Annotated in this window: 13 protein-coding genes; 1 reads left to right on the top strand and 12 read right to left on the bottom strand. The window is 35.4% G+C overall.

Annotation, left to right across the window (positions count from 1 at the left end):
* Window positions 1-356: 356 nt before the first annotated feature.
* The 11 genes from bioA to IC221_RS15050 form a co-directional block, all read right to left on the bottom strand.
* On the bottom strand, window positions 357-1,676 hold the full coding sequence (bioA, locus tag IC221_RS15100; protein ID WP_188169762.1) for an adenosylmethionine--8-amino-7-oxononanoate transaminase: 1,320 nt from the start codon (window positions 1,674-1,676) through the stop codon (window positions 357-359).
* On the bottom strand, window positions 1,669-2,310 hold the full coding sequence (bioD, locus tag IC221_RS15095) for a dethiobiotin synthase (protein ID WP_188169761.1): 642 nt from the start codon (window positions 2,308-2,310) through the stop codon (window positions 1,669-1,671). Before bioD ends, bioA begins: the two co-directional genes overlap by 8 nt.
* Window positions 2,311-2,314: 4 nt before the next feature.
* Window positions 2,315-3,067, bottom strand: coding sequence for a malonyl-ACP O-methyltransferase BioC (gene bioC / locus IC221_RS15090; RefSeq protein ID WP_188169760.1), 753 nt, complete (start codon window positions 3,065-3,067; stop codon window positions 2,315-2,317).
* Window positions 3,064-3,735, bottom strand: a complete 672-nt coding sequence (locus IC221_RS15085) for a pimeloyl-ACP methyl esterase BioG family protein (RefSeq protein ID WP_188169759.1) — start codon at window positions 3,733-3,735, stop codon at window positions 3,064-3,066. The genes bioC and IC221_RS15085 overlap by 4 nt, the downstream gene beginning before the upstream one ends.
* Complete coding sequence (locus IC221_RS15080) at window positions 3,713-4,897, bottom strand: pyridoxal phosphate-dependent aminotransferase family protein (protein ID WP_188169758.1); 1,185 nt, start codon at window positions 4,895-4,897, stop codon at window positions 3,713-3,715. Before IC221_RS15080 ends, IC221_RS15085 begins: the two co-directional genes overlap by 23 nt.
* A 265-nt stretch (window positions 4,898-5,162) precedes the next feature.
* Window positions 5,163-6,170, bottom strand: coding sequence for a biotin synthase BioB (bioB, locus tag IC221_RS15075; protein ID WP_188169757.1), 1,008 nt, complete (start codon window positions 6,168-6,170; stop codon window positions 5,163-5,165).
* A 1,291-nt stretch (window positions 6,171-7,461) separates the two neighbouring features.
* On the bottom strand, window positions 7,462-9,060 hold the full coding sequence (locus IC221_RS15070; protein WP_188169756.1) for an NAD(P)/FAD-dependent oxidoreductase: 1,599 nt from the start codon (window positions 9,058-9,060) through the stop codon (window positions 7,462-7,464).
* A 138-nt stretch (window positions 9,061-9,198) separates the two neighbouring features.
* On the bottom strand, window positions 9,199-9,672 hold the full coding sequence (locus IC221_RS15065) for a hypothetical protein (protein WP_188169755.1): 474 nt from the start codon (window positions 9,670-9,672) through the stop codon (window positions 9,199-9,201).
* Window positions 9,673-9,858: 186 nt separating this feature from the next.
* Window positions 9,859-10,941 (bottom strand): BamA/TamA family outer membrane protein, encoded by a 1,083-nt coding sequence (locus IC221_RS15060; RefSeq protein ID WP_188169754.1) that lies wholly within the window; start codon window positions 10,939-10,941, stop codon window positions 9,859-9,861.
* 135 nt (window positions 10,942-11,076) lie between these two features.
* Window positions 11,077-12,402: a porin gene (locus tag IC221_RS15055; RefSeq protein WP_188169753.1), complete on the bottom strand. Its 1,326-nt coding sequence runs from the start codon at window positions 12,400-12,402 to the stop codon at window positions 11,077-11,079.
* Between the two features lie 235 nt (window positions 12,403-12,637).
* A complete protein-coding gene (locus tag IC221_RS15050; RefSeq protein ID WP_188169752.1) occupies window positions 12,638-13,048 on the bottom strand; it encodes a hypothetical protein in 411 nt (136 codons plus the stop codon).
* A 365-nt stretch (window positions 13,049-13,413) separates the two neighbouring features.
* Here IC221_RS15050 and IC221_RS15045 point away from each other — a divergent pair, with 365 nt between their 5' ends.
* On the top strand, window positions 13,414-15,231 hold the full coding sequence (locus tag IC221_RS15045; protein ID WP_188169751.1) for a hypothetical protein: 1,818 nt from the start codon (window positions 13,414-13,416) through the stop codon (window positions 15,229-15,231).
* Window positions 15,232-15,277: 46 nt separating this feature from the next.
* On the opposite strand, the gene ispF is transcribed toward IC221_RS15045, so the two are convergent.
* Window positions 15,278-15,757 carry a 2-C-methyl-D-erythritol 2,4-cyclodiphosphate synthase gene (gene ispF, locus IC221_RS15040; protein WP_188169750.1) on the bottom strand — a complete coding sequence of 160 codons (480 nt, stop codon included), beginning with the start codon at window positions 15,755-15,757 and terminating at the stop codon, window positions 15,278-15,280.
* Between the last annotated feature and the right edge of the window lie 4 nt (window positions 15,758-15,761).

Raw genomic sequence — 15,761 nt, 5'->3', positions numbered from 1 at the left:
CTTATGCTGAATCATTTAATTCGAGGATAAAAGACTTTAGAAGGGAATTCAGAGGTGTAACAGATTTAAAGTTTTTCTTATTCAGAATTTCAAAGGTATTCGGGTAACCTATGCCCACTTTTTGTTAGTGACCCAGAAAACCACAGATTATAAAATAATTCAATTAAATAAAAAAAGATCACCACAAAATGGTGATCTTTTTAATTCCTTTAATAACCCAAAAACTATTTCTTATTGCTGTTTTCGTGTACTAAATAACAATTTTTATTTCACTTAAGCAAGAAATAATATAATTTAAATGCTTTTATCTATAAATATTTATAAAAATACACCATTAACAGGATGTACAGTACAATTTAAGTTAAACTCATTTCGTTACTTTGAATTTTACTTATACCATTTGTAAAAACATTTTCAATGACGTTATATACTTTTTCTAATTCAACTTGCGTAATTGTATATGTCGTATTGATGTATACTACATTACCTAAAGGACGTAATAGTACATTTTCCGACAAGAAATATTTATATAATTCATCCTTGATCGAATTGAAATAAGAAGTCTCTTTTTCAGTATCGTATTCAATGGCTAGGATCGTTCCCGTTTGTCTTACTGATTTACAGAAAGGTGTGGAAGAGATCTTTGATTTGAATGTTTTATGAGAGGCAACAATATTTTTAATCTGTGCTTGTCTTTCCTCACTCAGCAACATCTCCAAGCTTTTTGAAGCGACTGCACAAGCCAATGGGTTTCCGGTGAAAGAGTGACCATGAAAGAACGTCTTCAAAACATCATCCGTTAGGTAAGCATCATAAATCTCATTTGTACAGATTGTAAGGCTCAATGGCATAATTCCTCCTGTCAATGCTTTGGACATTGTGATGATATCTGGAGTGTTATTTTTAAGGTGATGCGTTGCGAAGAGTTCGCCGGTTCTGTAAAAGCCGGTCATTACCTCGTCAGCAATACATAATGTACCATGATCATGAGCAATACCCATCAACTCATCTAACCACTCACTTTTGTACATTCTCATACCCGAGGCACCTTGTACAAGAGGCTCAAAGATAAATGCACAATACTCTTCCGTTTGACAAAGCGTTTCCATTCGTGTTCTCACTTCTTCCCAATTCTCTTCTGTAGGGAAAGGAAGGAAATCCACATCAAAAAGATAATCTTCAAATGGCTTAGAAAAAGGTGAGCGATCTGCCATAGACAATGCTCCAAAAGTATCACCGTGATAAGCCCCTTCAAAAGCAATGACTTTCTTTCTTGTGTGTATTCCCTTATTGTAGAAATACTGAATGATCATCTTGATGGCGATCTCATTGGCTGTACTTCCGTTATCCGAAAAGAAAACACGAGAAAGATCACCTCTCAATTGCGGAATTAATTGCTCCGCTAATTTCACCGCAGGTTCATGTGTGAAGCCCGCAAAGATGATATGATCCAGATCTAATGCTTGTTGTTTTAATGTCTCCGCCAAGGCCTCATTACCATGCCCATGAATGTTGACCCACCATGAAGAAACGGCATCTATGATCTCAGTACCATCTTCTAAAATGATTTTAGTACCTTTCGCTCTTTTTACTGGAAGGGGAGGAGGAGCCAATGTCTGTGCTGTAAAAGGATGCCAAATACAACTCTGATCTCTTTCTACTAAACTCTTATGCATGTTCTGAAATGGTTATGATGTTGTTGTCAATTAAGTTTTCTTTGACGATAGAAGCGTACTTACTGATGGTTTCAGCTTCAAGGTCTTCCAATTGAGGAAGTCTAAGCAGACAAGGTACTTGGGCGTGTTTTAAAATTACACTTTCCGTATCTTCATTTTTCTCTCCATTGAAAACAATACCTACTAAATCAAGTTCCCTTCTTTGAATCTCACGAATAGACAATAAAGAGTGGTTGATACTTCCTAAGTAAGTATTAGAAACTAAAACGATAGGTAAATTGTGCTTTTCTGCAATATCAATTACCATTTCATCATCATTCAAAGGTACCATCAAACCACCTGCACCTTCTATGATCATGTGTTCTTTTGAATGCTCAGGTAATGTGATGTTGTCCAATGCTACTTTTATATTTTCTCTTCTAGCAGAAGCGTGAGGAGACATTGGATGCTTTAAAAGGTAGGCTTCAGGTATTTTATCAATCTTCGTTGGAAGAAGTGCGTGTACCGTTTCTGTATCTGTTGGGAATCCCGCTTGAACAGGTTTCCAGTAAGAAGCTTGTAATGCTTCAGTAAAAATAGCTGAGATTACTGATTTCCCGCTGTCTGTACTGATGGCTGATATAAATAGGTTCATGATTTTATTTTTTTAGGATGAAAAACAAAGGGTGATAAGTAAGTGTTACTTTGTCATTTTTAGAAAAATGATCTTGGTACTCTGTATTAAACTGTTGTAAAATTCTAGCATTCCATACTTTTTGATTTTTGGCTGTACCGTTTACCCCAGTGTTTTTCATGTGTTTCAATACAGCTGTTCCTGAATCAAAAAGACATTCTTCTTTCCACTCCCATGTATTCAATAACTCAAATCCATTTTTTTGAAGTAATAATTTCCATTCCTCAATGGATAAATACTCTAGCCCTTGGTTAAGTAAGGCTTTAATTTCTATAAAATTGGAAGGTCCGAATGTGGAAAAAGCAAAGTATCCGTTCGGTTCTAATGCATTATAAATTCTTTTTAAAAGTGCATCAATATCTTCCATCCATTGTAATACAGAGGTAGAAATGACTAAGTCTAAACTTTGAGGCAGGGGAATATTCTCGATATCACCTACTTTAAAATCCAACCTTGGAAACTCCCTCAAAAGTTGATGTGTACAAAGCGGATCAAGATCATTGACGATATAATCACCACTGATATTCTTTTCTATTTGTTTCGTTAAAAAACCAGAGCCACACCCAATCTCAAAGGCCTTATGAAAATGTGTTTCACGATTAATTATTTCTTTGTAAAGCTCGTTGGTAATTTCTTTTTGAATAAAAGCCTCTTTGTCATAAGTGCCTACATTTTTACCAAAACGAGATGCCACTTTTTGTTTGTCTACAGTAATCATAAGCTTAATGTTTGATTGAGTTGACCAATGCTTTCCCATGTGTGATAATGATGGAATGGAAAGTGATGTGTATCGATAAGTTGCGGTGCGATTCCCTTGGCAATCCATGAATTCATCAAATTGTCAGAGGGGAAAATTCTATCTTTTTGACTTACTAAAACTTGATCAAAAGTGATGGTTTTCGATGGGGATTCACATTGTCCCAAGAAAGCGAGTTCATCTTTTAATGAATCGATTTCTCTATCGTTATTTTCAATAAATGAGGTATACACCAAACGATCACCAATCATCCTAAACGCAAACTTCTCCCAAGATTTTTGAGATAAAAGCTGAAGGGTTCCATTAAAAATAGCGGTTGGAATTCCTTCTGTATCATCCACTGGTTTTAATGAACCGTTGATGGCGATAGAATGATTGTAATCAGAGTAAGTCTCCATAAATTTTGAAGCTACAAGAACGCCAAAAGACCACCCAATTACCGTTTTCTCTTTATAATCTGAAATTGCTTCAATGATACTGTTGAAATCAAGGTGTGTATATTGACAGACCATCAAAACATCCTTCTCAGAAGTTAAGTTTTGCTCGAAATAATGCCTGCTTTGTCCCCAACCTGCAAAAAAGATAATGACGCTATCAGAATCCTTTTTATTTAACCAATGTGTCTGCATGTGTTTCTGATTTTTTGTAGTGATTAATCATGTCCAATACCTTATCTATCTCTTCTTTGGTATGATTAGAAGTGATAGAAAGTCTCAATCTCGCGGTCCCTTTTGGGACTGTTGGATAACGGATAGCACTCACAATAATTTCCTCTTGATTAAGAGCCTCGGTTAAAGCCAAACAATCTTTATTGTCTCCAATAATGATAGGTTGAATGTAGGTGGTAGAAACAGTGTCTATTCCTGATTCCTTTGCTTTTTGAATAAAGTAATTGGTGTTGTTCTCTAATTGTGAGCGAAGAGTTCCTGCTTTTTGGATTTTCTTCCAAGTAAATAACAGCCAAGCTGTATTTATTGGAGGCAGGGCAGTAGTGTAGATAAAAGAACGGCAAGTATTGATTAAATACTCCTTCCATTCAGCTGATAAAACCACAAATGCACCCACTGCACCTAATGCTTTTCCACAAGGGGCAACAATTACATCAATGTCTTCTATTTTCCCTTCCGCTTCACATAAACCCAGTCCATTTTCACCAAAAGCACCAACACTGTGCGCTTCATCAATGATCAAATGACAGCTATACTTTTGCTTTAACGCTACCAATTTCTTTACATCACAACAATCGCCATCCATGCTGAAAAGGGCTTCAGAGACAATAAATACCTTATTGAAGTTTTCTCTATGCTTTTTTAGAAGTCGTTCTAAGTGATCATAATCCAAATGTCTGAATCGCTCAAATTGTGCTTTAGCCAACTTCAATCCGTCAACTATACTTGCATGATTCAGTTTATCTGATAATATCAAATCTCCTTTTTGAGGAAGACTTGACATCAAACCAATATTGGCGTGATAACCACTATTCATCCATAAACACGCTTCTTTTCCATAAGAAGAAGCAATCGTATTTTCCAATTGGGTACAAATACTAGAATGCCCTTCCAAAAGGCGTGAGGATGCACTTCCAAAGCTGAAAAAATCAGCTTGGTTTTCTTTTAAAAACGCTTCTTGAAGTCCTTTGTCAGACGCAATTCCCAAATAATCATTGGAAGTAAAACTGATAAAGTCTTTTCCTTGGAATTGCACATGACCTCCATCTTTACGGTCAATCTCTTTCAAAGACCTGTATTGATGGGTTTCTTTAAATGCCGATAATTGTTGTGATAGCTCCATCTTGATTTGAGGATGGAATGAACAATTAAAAATTATAATTCAGTGAATAACTGATTAAGGTAACTAGCGCAAGTGTTAAGCGATAGCGTCACTTGTGCTTATATTTCGAATAAGTCTGTAGACTTATAGAAACACTAAAAGTCTACAGACTTTTTACCTATTTGGGTCCAAGTCACGCTTTCAACTTAAGACTTGAACCAGTTAATACGTCTTTACCACTTGCTCTAGCTGTGAACTATAATTCTTAATTGTTCATTCTTCATTCTTAATATATTACAGCGTCTTTTTCTAGCTTTGTTTTCTTTGTTTCTTCTTTAAAAGATGCTCTTGGTGTTAATCCTAAAGTTTTGAACATGATCATGTCTACATCTTCCTCAGGGTTTGGAGTAGTAAGCAATTGATCACCGGCGAAGATGGAGTTAGCGCCAGCCATAAAGCAAAGTGATTGAGCTTCAGTACTCATTTCAGTTCTACCTGCAGAAAGACGTACCATTGCTTGAGGCATGATGATTCTTGCAGTAGCAATCATACGAATCATTTCCCAAGTAGAAACCATTTTGTTGCCTTCCATTGGCGTACCTTCTACAGGAACCAATGCGTTTACAGGAACTGATTCAGGGTGAGTAGGAAGACATGCTAAAGTAGTTAACATTCCGATTCTGTCTTCGTCTGTTTCACCTAACCCGATGATACCACCTGAACATACTGAAATCTTTGCTTTTTGAACGTTTTTGATCGTCTCTAAACGGTCGTCAAATGTTCTTGTCGTAATTACTTGTTCGTAATATTCTCTACTTGTGTCTAAGTTGTGGTTGTATGCGTAAAGCCCTGCTTCTTTTAATGCTTCCGCTTGTTCTTCGTCCAACATGCCTAAAGTAGCACAAACCTCAAGGCCCATCTCATTGATTTGACCTACCATGTCCAATACTCTTTCGAAGTCTTTGTTAGATCTCGCTTCTCTCCAAGCCGCACCCATACAAAAACGAGTAGAACCATTTTCTTTAGCTTGTTTCGCTTTGTTGACTACCGACTCAGTGGTCATTAATTTGTGAGGAGCAACATGTGTATTATAGCGTGCAGATTGAGAACAGTAGCTACAGTCTTCTTTACAACCACCTGTTTTTACAGAAAGTAGAGTACATACCTGTACCTCTCCAGTTTGCTGATATTCACGGTGAATAGTTGAAGCTCTGTACATTAATTCCATTAAAGGTAAGTGATAAATTTCAGCTACCTCTTGTCTAGTCCAATCATGTCTAATACTTGCTTGCATGTCATACTTAATTTTGTGAAGTCTAAGTACTAGGAAAGAAAAAAGGGGCAAAATATCGTGCACCATGACTGAAGTCATGGGCTGTTGATATTGACTCCAACAACACTAAAGTGTTGCCTCCGTAATCAACCTACAAGACTTTAGTCTTGGTTAGGTTGTTGTATTACCTGCCCATAGTTTTAACTATAGTGCACGAAACACCCGGTTATTTTTTCCATGTACATACGCCATGTCAAACTATATTCTTCTATTAAGTTCTAAGATAAATCTTCTTTTTCTATTATCTCATCACCAACCTATCCTTAAAATTTTGGATATAGAAGCCTATAGCTTAACCGACGGTTAAACGACTTCTTGGTTATGAAAAATTTGATAATAGAATTCCCTTACGAGTATTGGACTCGTCAAAAAGAAAACGATTTATTAGATTAAAACTTAATACGTGTTGGAGGGAGGGTATTCGAGAAAAAGTAGTTTTAGTAGAATCTAGCAAGTTTTTGTATAGACTGGCAGATCGACTACTTTCAGAAATACTCTGTGGGTTGCTCAACAGCGTTAATTGTGAAATTTCCAATTCACTCAGCAAGAAATCATCCTCTTCAGGAGGGTCTTCAGAAGCGAAGTTTTGTTGGATTACAAATTCACGAATTAAAGTTGGAGCATTCAAATGTAGGCACACGTTCAGCGTGCAAATTTTAATTTCCCTTTTTAGAGAATTAAAAATTGCATAGTTTTTACGTGACCATCTCTTGAAAAATACCATTGCAAAATTAACTTTTAATTCATTTGCAAAGTAAGGAAGGTTTTAGTTTAGTTCGGTAAGATATGTCAGTTTTTTAGGAAAAGTTAAATAATTTAAATCATCTATCTTATTAGATAGAGTTCTTATCACTCTTTTTTACTCGTGATTGAGTGGCTAGTAAATACGTGATTATGAACATTGTAATCATTCCACAATACTCATAAATGTTATTCATAAAGCTCAGATCACTAAAATCTAAAAACCAAATGTTTCCGATTCCTATAAAACTTGCAATAATAACTAGGGTCCATCTGTAAATATTCATAATGATTTGTTGTTGTAAGTTGCTTAGGTCTAATTTTAACATGATACATACAAAAATATCCGAGGGTGGTGTGCTTTACAAAAATATACTGTTAATGAGTTTTTACTTGGATTTGGTTTTTGGTGATTTCTGTCATCTTAATGTAATTATTTTGTTTTTTAGCTCTTTAAAAGAATAATATTTTGCTTGCGAAAAGCCAAGTACTATGACTTGACCTTAAATAATTAAGCTTCAACTTCTTTTTTATTGTACTTTCTAATTTTATAAAGATGTTTACCAAAACCAAATGTACCATCTAGAACAGAAGCTGTGGCTACTCCTCCCATCATTGCTCCAACCACTCCAGTGGTACAGATATCACCCCCAGTGATGTAAAGTCCTTTAAAAGGTGTTTGAGGTTTGATCCATTCACTAGAAAAACGTTGAGGAGTATGTGCTAAACCATACATTCGACCAGCCAATTTAGAGGTGAAGTTTTCCATAGTCAGAGGAGTGGAGAGCTCACAATAGTCAATTAATGCCGTAAAACCAGGGTGTTGCTTTTCGACACAAGCGATTAATCCCTCCGCAATTTTACTTTTTAATGTTTCATAATCTTCCCCTCTTTTTTTCCAAGGTTTATCTTTCCATTGTTCGAAAGCTTCAAAATCAGCGAATGTTACAATTTCAGCAGTATGTTGCTGAGGGTTTTGTTCTTTTAAGGAAGGAAAAGAAAGGTAACAACTTTCGATTTCACCATTGATTATTTCATTTCTACTTTTGTAAGTTGCATCATGATCATAAGAGCCAGAAATCCAATAGTTTTCACCTTTTACACCTAACTTAGATGGATTTTCTTTTAACCCAATGTAAAGTGAAATAGCACTCATCCCACCTGATAATTTTTGAAGCTGAGGTAAGAAGTTTACCTTTTCTTTTACCAAATGATTAAAAGTTCCATGAAAACCGACGGAAGAAATAATGACGGGTGAGAAGTATTCTTTTTCAGTAAATGTTTTCCCATGCTTTTCTTTTACTTTCACTCCTACAGCTCTATTATTCTTTATGATTATTTCATCAACCTCTTGGTTCACCATCAGTTTGCCACCACTTTTTTCAATTGTCGGTTGAATGTACTTCGCGATGTTTTTAGAACCACCTTCGGGGTAATACCCTCCATAAAAATAATGGGTAACAATAAGAGAATGCATTCCAAAAGCACTTTTAGAAGGAGGTAAACCAAAGTCTCCCCATTGTGAGCACAATACAGCTTTTAGTTTTGGATTGTTGAAATTCAGATCCATATAATCTTTCGTAATTGACAGTGCTAGGATCTTACCTTTTTTGGGCTTGTAAAGGTTACTTAAAGCTTTTAGAATTGGTGTTTGAAAAGAAGAAGCATAATTACCTTCCATCCATTTTGATGCAATTTTTACATCTATGAAATATTTTTCAATCGCTTCTTCTTCTTCAGGAAATTGGGCGATTAGTTTTTCTTTATATTCTTCTGGATGAGAAGGAACATCAAATGTAAAGTCAGGGTAGACAAACTTCTCAAAAATATGAGGCATCTTGTTCCACTTCAATTTATTTTCAGTAATGAAATTGAAAATCTGACGAGGCATACACCTTTGGTCCATATTTCCAATGTAATGGACTCCAACATCAAAATGATATTTCTTTCTTTTGAAGACATGTGTTTGCCCACCAATAACCCAGTGCTTTTCTAGAATTAGTATTTTTTTCTTTTTGATTTGAGAAAGGAGTGAAGCAGTGGTCAGTGCACCAATTCCGCTTCCAATAATGATGGCATCATACTTTTGATGATCTTCTCTGATGGTCATGTTAGTTGCTTTTATGAGTTTTGGTTGAGTGTTCATTGAATATACAAATAATAATCTATTGGATAGGGAACGCATAAAAAAACCTTGATAAAAGTAAATTCTTTCATCAAGGTGTTATTTAAATTGTATTTATTCTGCTTATTCTCCCTCACCAAGTTCATAGGTGGTACTCCCACCGAACAAGCCTTTTGGAAAAACTTTTTTGACGAAAGACCTTTGTCCTTCTTCAATTTCTTTGATCTCATGATTCGCTTCTTTCAAGGCATCTTGCCAAGCAGGTCCAAATCCCATCATGTTGCTATTTAACTTGTCGATAGCTGTTTGATAAGCATGATAAGTTAGAATTTCTTGTCTTCCGGGTTTGTTGATTAGTGCTTTATTGGTGACTCTAAGATTTTCGTTTTCTCTTTTCAATCTTTCGATTTCAGATTTCTTTCCTGAAATCGCTTCTGCATCAATTTCTAATTTATCGTGCAGGTGATTTTTCAATCTCTTAATTTCACTTTTTAATCCTGATTGCTTTATCCAATCTTTCACTTGAACGAGTGCAGCGACAGCCAGACCAATTCCAAGGCCTATCAATACGGATTGAATATCAAATGTTTCCCACATAGTATTTTTATCTCAAAAGTGATGAAAATGAAGGGTTTGAATTTAAGGTTCATTTTCGTAACCATAATTTACGAAGTTCTGGTGTAAATGTTTAGAATATAAATCCTTCTTTTAAGATTTATATAATCATACAACATTATTCACTTGTTGATTTTTCACTAAAAGCAGAAAATTACCCTCCACAAGTTAGAATGCCTCTCCAATTCTAAAGTAAATGCCCCAGTCATCATTCCCAACGGCTGCATCTAAACCAACATTCATATGGTTTTTGGGGAATACATTGTATCGATACCCCACACCAATACCAGGTATAATTGTTCCATTTTGACTCTCATCATTTGCTCCCGAGACAGTGGCTAAACCTCCAAAGGCATTAATTGCCATTCGTTTATGAAAATTCCATCGATATTCCGCTTGTATATTATACATTGCATTACCTCTATATTTCCCTTGTGTATAACCTCGTATATCACTCTCTCCAACAATAAATTGTTGATTGAAGATTAAATCACCGATTCCAAAGCCAATAAACATTCTTGCAGCCAACACATCTTTTCCTCTTCGAAATGCAAAGAATTTATTAAAATCAATGGAGACTTTTGTGTTTTGGGTTTCATTTCCTAAAAACTCTGGATTCATATCTAAATTAACATTCCCAATATGTCCTTTATAAGGGTAGTACACATTGTCTCTTTGATCGTAAGAAATCACAAGTCCTAAGGTTTGTAAATTAGATTCGAGGGTGGTGTCTTTAACAACATCAAAAGAGGTGTTGAAATCCGTATTCATGTAATTGATGCCCAAAAAGAGGTGCTTTACTACTCTTCTCTGTACTTCCACTTTGATGAAGTTGACACCTGTATTGTAATCGACAAAATCACCTCCAAAGGGAAAAGGAACAAAAGTCTGGAAATTGATACTTCCTAAACCAGCGGCAAACGTCACTCTGTAGCGATCTTCATTAAAATAAAATTTAGAAAATACTATTCCGAACCAAGAATCATTCGTGGTCCACATTCCCAATAAACCTGTTACGGAAGAGGGAGAGATAGTATCTTTTTGACTTAAATTATACATGGCCATGGGTAGGGCACCAATTGAAAAACCCAAAGAACGATCGTAATTGATATAGGGTATTGGCATGAAATCAATTTTTTTGTCTGTTCTTGTATCACCGCCTCCACCACCAGTACCGAAACTTTGAGAATAAGTGGTATTGCTTCCAGTAAATAACAAAAATGTAATCAATAGAGAGAGAAATAGTTTCATGAATAGGTATTTTAATTTCTATTAAATATAACAGATCTGAGCAATACAAATAGTGATTTAAAATAAAAATCCCTTTAAAGTAAAATACCTTAAAGGGAAAAATTGGTGATTTAGTTTTAGTTAAGTTGCTAAAGGTTAGAAAATAAACCCGATACCTAGCTCGAGTAAATTATCTTCTTTGGCGGCGTATGGTCCAGTTGCTCGATTGTTTCTGAATTGGTAATCTATCTTGAAAGCAATCTCCTCTCTTGGTTTGAAGTTCAAACCCACTGTGATAATGTCTGAATTAAAATGGACCATGTTGACATTGTTTTCAGCTAAGAGGTTTTTATTGTAATCTTTGTGAGAATTGATGTATTCGTATCGAACAAAGAATGGTATTTTTACGTGGTGTGGATCAATGATCACATTCTTTTTTCTTAGAAATGATCGTTTACCAAACAGTGATAAAAGGTCATAGCTACCTTCTACTAAATAGCCTACATTTTGGTTGGCCATCACTTGACCAACTCCACCGTTACCCATTTTTGTTAATTCAAAAAGGTCATCAGTTCCTGACATATAACCGTGGGTAGCCAACGCCATAAATTCCCAATTTTTCTGAGTGTATTTTGCGTAAGCCGTGTAAAGTTGAGCTACAGCATCTGCTGTTTTAAAGTCTCCTGAAGACGTTTGAATGGTTTGATTGTTTCCTGTTTGACCAACATACATCGAGGCACTTAAAGTCCAGTTTTTAAGACCCACATAGTTGATTTGACCATTGTATGAATAAGTAGAAAATGCCTCGCTATCAAATCTAGGCTCTCTACCTTGACGGATAAAGCTACCACTTAAGAAGTGAGCACCATCTAAACCTTGAGTGATTCCTGTAGCGTAATTAAAACTTGGCGAAATCACACCGTAAGCACTAACTCCCATGCCCATCCAAGTGGAAGGAACAATGATTCTTTCAACATCAGATCTGTTGACCGATCCAAACATTACGGGTTCGTCATTATTATTGATATAACCGATGTTTAATGGGTATAAACCTGCTCTTACGTTGAACGATTTATGGATAGAAAAATCTAGGAATGCCTCTAAGATCAATTCAAAATGACTATTGCCTGCAGGGTCCTGTAAATACTCAATCATCACTTCTGAATTCCAGATGATCTTGTCTGTAAATCGGTACCCGAAGAAAGTTGAAAAACGGTAAAGGTTATTGTAAGACAACTCAATGTCATCTTCCATTCCTAAAGGAATATCATTTCTGTTGACATGTGAGATTTCTCCAAAACCAGAAATACTCCATGGTTTTTCGGAGTAAAAAATCTTTGAAGCAGCTTTAGCAAGGCCAGGTTGTTGTTTGAATTTAGTTTCAGGCTCTACTTCTTCATTTTCTTGTGAAGTTTCTTGAGCATGTATAGTACTAGTGAAAAGGCTTAGTGCCAATCCTAGTAAGAATAATATTTTTTTCATGGTGGAGTGGTTTGCTTCTATAGCATAGAAGTAATTATAAATTATTGAATAGGTGACACGATAGGTCACATCGAATAATTTAGAGGAGATGCATACTACTTAATACAAGAGATGAAAACGGCTTATTTCACAACGATATGTAAAGGATGAATACAACAGTAATTCTGAATTTCATCTACAATGTCGTTTAATAGGCATTTTCTTTACAAACTTGAAGAAGTATTAGTACATACCCTTAAGCCACTCGTGGAGGGGGAGGAATGATGTCAGAAGTGGGAGTAGGGTAACTTTGATCTAAATAAAAGAAGCTCAAATGTTCTTTAAAGATCAATTCTTTCACCGCTACTTCATGGATAATCTGACAGGTTTTTAGGAATGTAAAAACCTTGGGGATAAAACTTTTGGATTCGTTTTGTGAGAAGGGGTTGTCTTTTAGGTCATCTAGGTGACCATCCCAAAATAGGTTGACAAAAATCTCAAAGAAAGACTCTACCTTGTTGTCATGAAGAGTATATTCTTCAGTAGAGTAGTTGGCTTGAGAAAACAATACAGCATCAATGTCCACACTGTAATTCAATGTGTGGAGTGCCACCCAAATAGTAAATAGGTGTCTGAATAAATGCTTATATGTTTTAGTATTTCTCAAAACGTTAAAGATAGTAGTATTTCTATATGCAAATGTAACGTAGAAAAGTTGGAATTAACTGAAGCCTTTTACTTTTTTTAATTGGAGTGACCTGCTATAAATCCCCTTAAATTATAGTTGCTTAGTTAGTTTTAAACAGTTTGTAATTGTTTGCGAACGAATGTTTTGATGTTTTTTAACACCAGTGTTGTGAAAAAGGTCCTTTAACTTATCATTGAACATGGATCACGTAATGTAAATTATTAATGTTTTTCTTTTACATTTGCTGAATACACATGTAGGGTAAGGTTGAAGTTTTGCATTTTATTAAAATACGATTTCAACATTATTCTTAACAAGATAAACGATCGTCAAAATTACATTCAATGCCGAATTATCAAGGAAAGCTAAATCAAATTTCTCAACAATTACAGCAATTAAATGCTCAATCTCAAAAGTACTCGATGATGAGATTGTCTACTGTTGTTGCGGGTTTATTTGTATCTTATTTTGCTTATCAATTTTTTGAAGAGGGGGGACTTTTTTTAAGTTTTATTTCAATTTTTATGCTTTTCATTTTTATCGTGAGGAGACATACTGAAGTGTCAAAAAAAATTAATGACTTAGAGTTGTTAAAACTGTTGACGCAAAATGAAGTAAACATCAAAAATGGCGAAGCTAATATTTATGATGATGGTGAAGATTATCACACCTCTGTACATAATTATGGTCACGATTTAGACGTTTTTGGAGCGCATTCTTTATATCATTTTATCAACCGTTGCTCAACGCAGTGGGGGAAAAGCTTATTAGCATCATTTTTTGCACAGGATAGTCATGCCACTCCAACGGAAGAGATCATTCAACGACAAGAAGCTGTAAAGGAATTATCAACAAAAGAGTCTTTTTCAGATCAGTTGAAGCTATTTCTTTTTGATAATGTGAAACAGAATAAAGTGCTGAACATTAACGCTATTGCTTTAAAGAATTTCAAGTTTAAGAAAGAACTATTCTATAAAGCCTACTTGGCATTTGTACCGATAGCGTGGCTATTAATACTGGTGAGTGTGAATACTTCATTTGAATATTCCAAAGAAGCAGCTACAGTTTTGGTATTAGCCAATTTTTGGGTAATGGGCAGAGTGGGGAAAGACATTGCTGCATTTATTGCTTACCTTGATAGTACTTCTGAGTCTTTATCCCGTTTGGCTAACGCTATTAAGCTGATCAGCGAAGAAAAGTTTCAAAGTGAATTACTCGTTCAAAAGATCAAAGAATTGGAAGGTGGTGATTTTTATACACCATTACTCAAACTCTCCAACGATATTGAGCAATTATATATCCGAAAAAACATGTTGGGTTTGGTAGTTTTATATGTCTTCATTCCGTTTGATATTTTGGTAGTTTTTAAAATCCGTAAATGGTTTAATAAATATCCTGATTTATTTGATAAACTATTCGATGTAATTGGTGTTTTAGAAGCTTACAATAGTTTAGGAACTCATAAGAGAAATCATGAACATTGGGCAATGCCAACCTTTGAGAATAGTTCTGATTTTGTATTTGAAGGTACAGAGATGGGACATCCACTTATTTTCGAAGGGACAAACGGTATTCAGAGTGGGGGTGTTCGTAATACTTATAGTTTGAATAATGCGAATAGAATAAGTATTGTGACAGGCTCAAATATGTCAGGTAAAAGTACCTTTCTGAGGGTTGTTGGAGTCAATTTACTATTAGCCTATGCGGGTACAGTCGTTTGTGCCTCTTCATTTAAAATGGGTAAGAAGCCAAGGTTGATTACCTCAATGCGTATAGCGGATTCATTAAGATTAAGTGAGTCCACCTTTAAAGCGGAATTAGAGAGAATCCGTTTGATTATTGAAGCGGTGGGCCAAGGGGGATGTGATTTATTCTTGGTGGATGAAATGTTGAGAGGAACCAACTCAGTAGATAAATTGAAGGGCTCGTTCGCCTTACTTCAAAAGTTACAGCAATCATCAGAAGCCCATATCTTAGTTGCTACTCATGATCTTCAGCTTTCTGAATTTGAAGAAAAGAAACCGGATATCACAAAGAACTACCATTTTGACTTTGATTATACGAATAATGAATTTGATTTCGATTATAAACTTAAAAATGGAGTATGTGAGAAATTCAATGCATCTCTTTTACTTAGTGAATTAGGTTTAGAGACAGAATAGAGATAAAAAAAACAGGACGTTGTTTCGATAACAACGTCCTATTTTTTTATGCTTTTGTAATCAAGGCAACAGCATGTACTGCCATTCCCTCTTCTCTTCCTACAAACCCCATTTTTTCAGAGGTTGTAGCCTTAATGGAAATATCTTCTTCATCCACATTCATCACCTCTGCCATGCATTTTTTCATGGCAGGTATATGAGGATTGATTTTTGGACGTTGTGCCACAATTGTGCAATCTACATTCCCAAACTCCCAACCTTCTGCACGGATAATTTTCATTACATCTTTCAATAATATCTTACTGTCAATGCCTTTATATTGTGGGTCGGTATCAGCAAAATGATAGCCAATGTCTCTCATATTGGCTGCTCCTAAAACGGCATCACAAATTGCATGAATAAGAACATCAGCATCAGAATGACCAATTAAACCATGCGTATGATCTAGTTGAATTCCCCCCAACCATAATTCTTCTCCTTCACCAAGCTTGTGAACATCGTAACCTTGTCCTACTCTTATTTTCATAATT

Origin of the sequence: Flammeovirga sp. EKP202, assembly GCF_014534745.1 — a bacterium.
In the GTDB taxonomy this organism is placed as follows: domain Bacteria; phylum Bacteroidota; class Bacteroidia; order Cytophagales; family Flammeovirgaceae; genus Flammeovirga.
This window is presented reverse-complemented; position numbering and strand designations above follow the sequence as displayed.

Excerpts from the sequence above, each read along its gene's own strand:
- IC221_RS15055 (WP_188169753.1), bottom strand. The coding sequence starts at position 12,402 with ATGAAAAAAATATTATTCTTACTAGGATTGGCACTAAGCCTTTTCACT.
- IC221_RS15060 (WP_188169754.1), bottom strand. The coding sequence starts at position 10,941 with ATGAAACTATTTCTCTCTCTATTGATTACATTTTTGTTATTTACTGGA.
- bioB (WP_188169757.1), bottom strand. The coding sequence starts at position 6,170 with ATGCAAGCAAGTATTAGACATGATTGGACTAGACAAGAGGTAGCTGAA.
- IC221_RS15080 (WP_188169758.1), bottom strand. The coding sequence starts at position 4,897 with ATGGAGCTATCACAACAATTATCGGCATTTAAAGAAACCCATCAATAC.
- IC221_RS15065 (WP_188169755.1), bottom strand. The coding sequence starts at position 9,672 with ATGTGGGAAACATTTGATATTCAATCCGTATTGATAGGCCTTGGAATT.
- bioA (WP_188169762.1), bottom strand. The coding sequence starts at position 1,676 with ATGCATAAGAGTTTAGTAGAAAGAGATCAGAGTTGTATTTGGCATCCT.
- ispF (WP_188169750.1), bottom strand. The coding sequence starts at position 15,757 with ATGAAAATAAGAGTAGGACAAGGTTACGATGTTCACAAGCTTGGTGAA.
- IC221_RS15085 (WP_188169759.1), bottom strand. The coding sequence starts at position 3,735 with ATGCAGACACATTGGTTAAATAAAAAGGATTCTGATAGCGTCATTATC.
- IC221_RS15045 (WP_188169751.1), top strand. The coding sequence starts at position 13,414 with ATGCCGAATTATCAAGGAAAGCTAAATCAAATTTCTCAACAATTACAG.
- bioC (WP_188169760.1), bottom strand. The coding sequence starts at position 3,067 with ATGATTACTGTAGACAAACAAAAAGTGGCATCTCGTTTTGGTAAAAAT.
- bioD (WP_188169761.1), bottom strand. The coding sequence starts at position 2,310 with ATGAACCTATTTATATCAGCCATCAGTACAGACAGCGGGAAATCAGTA.
- IC221_RS15070 (WP_188169756.1), bottom strand. The coding sequence starts at position 9,060 with ATGACCATCAGAGAAGATCATCAAAAGTATGATGCCATCATTATTGGA.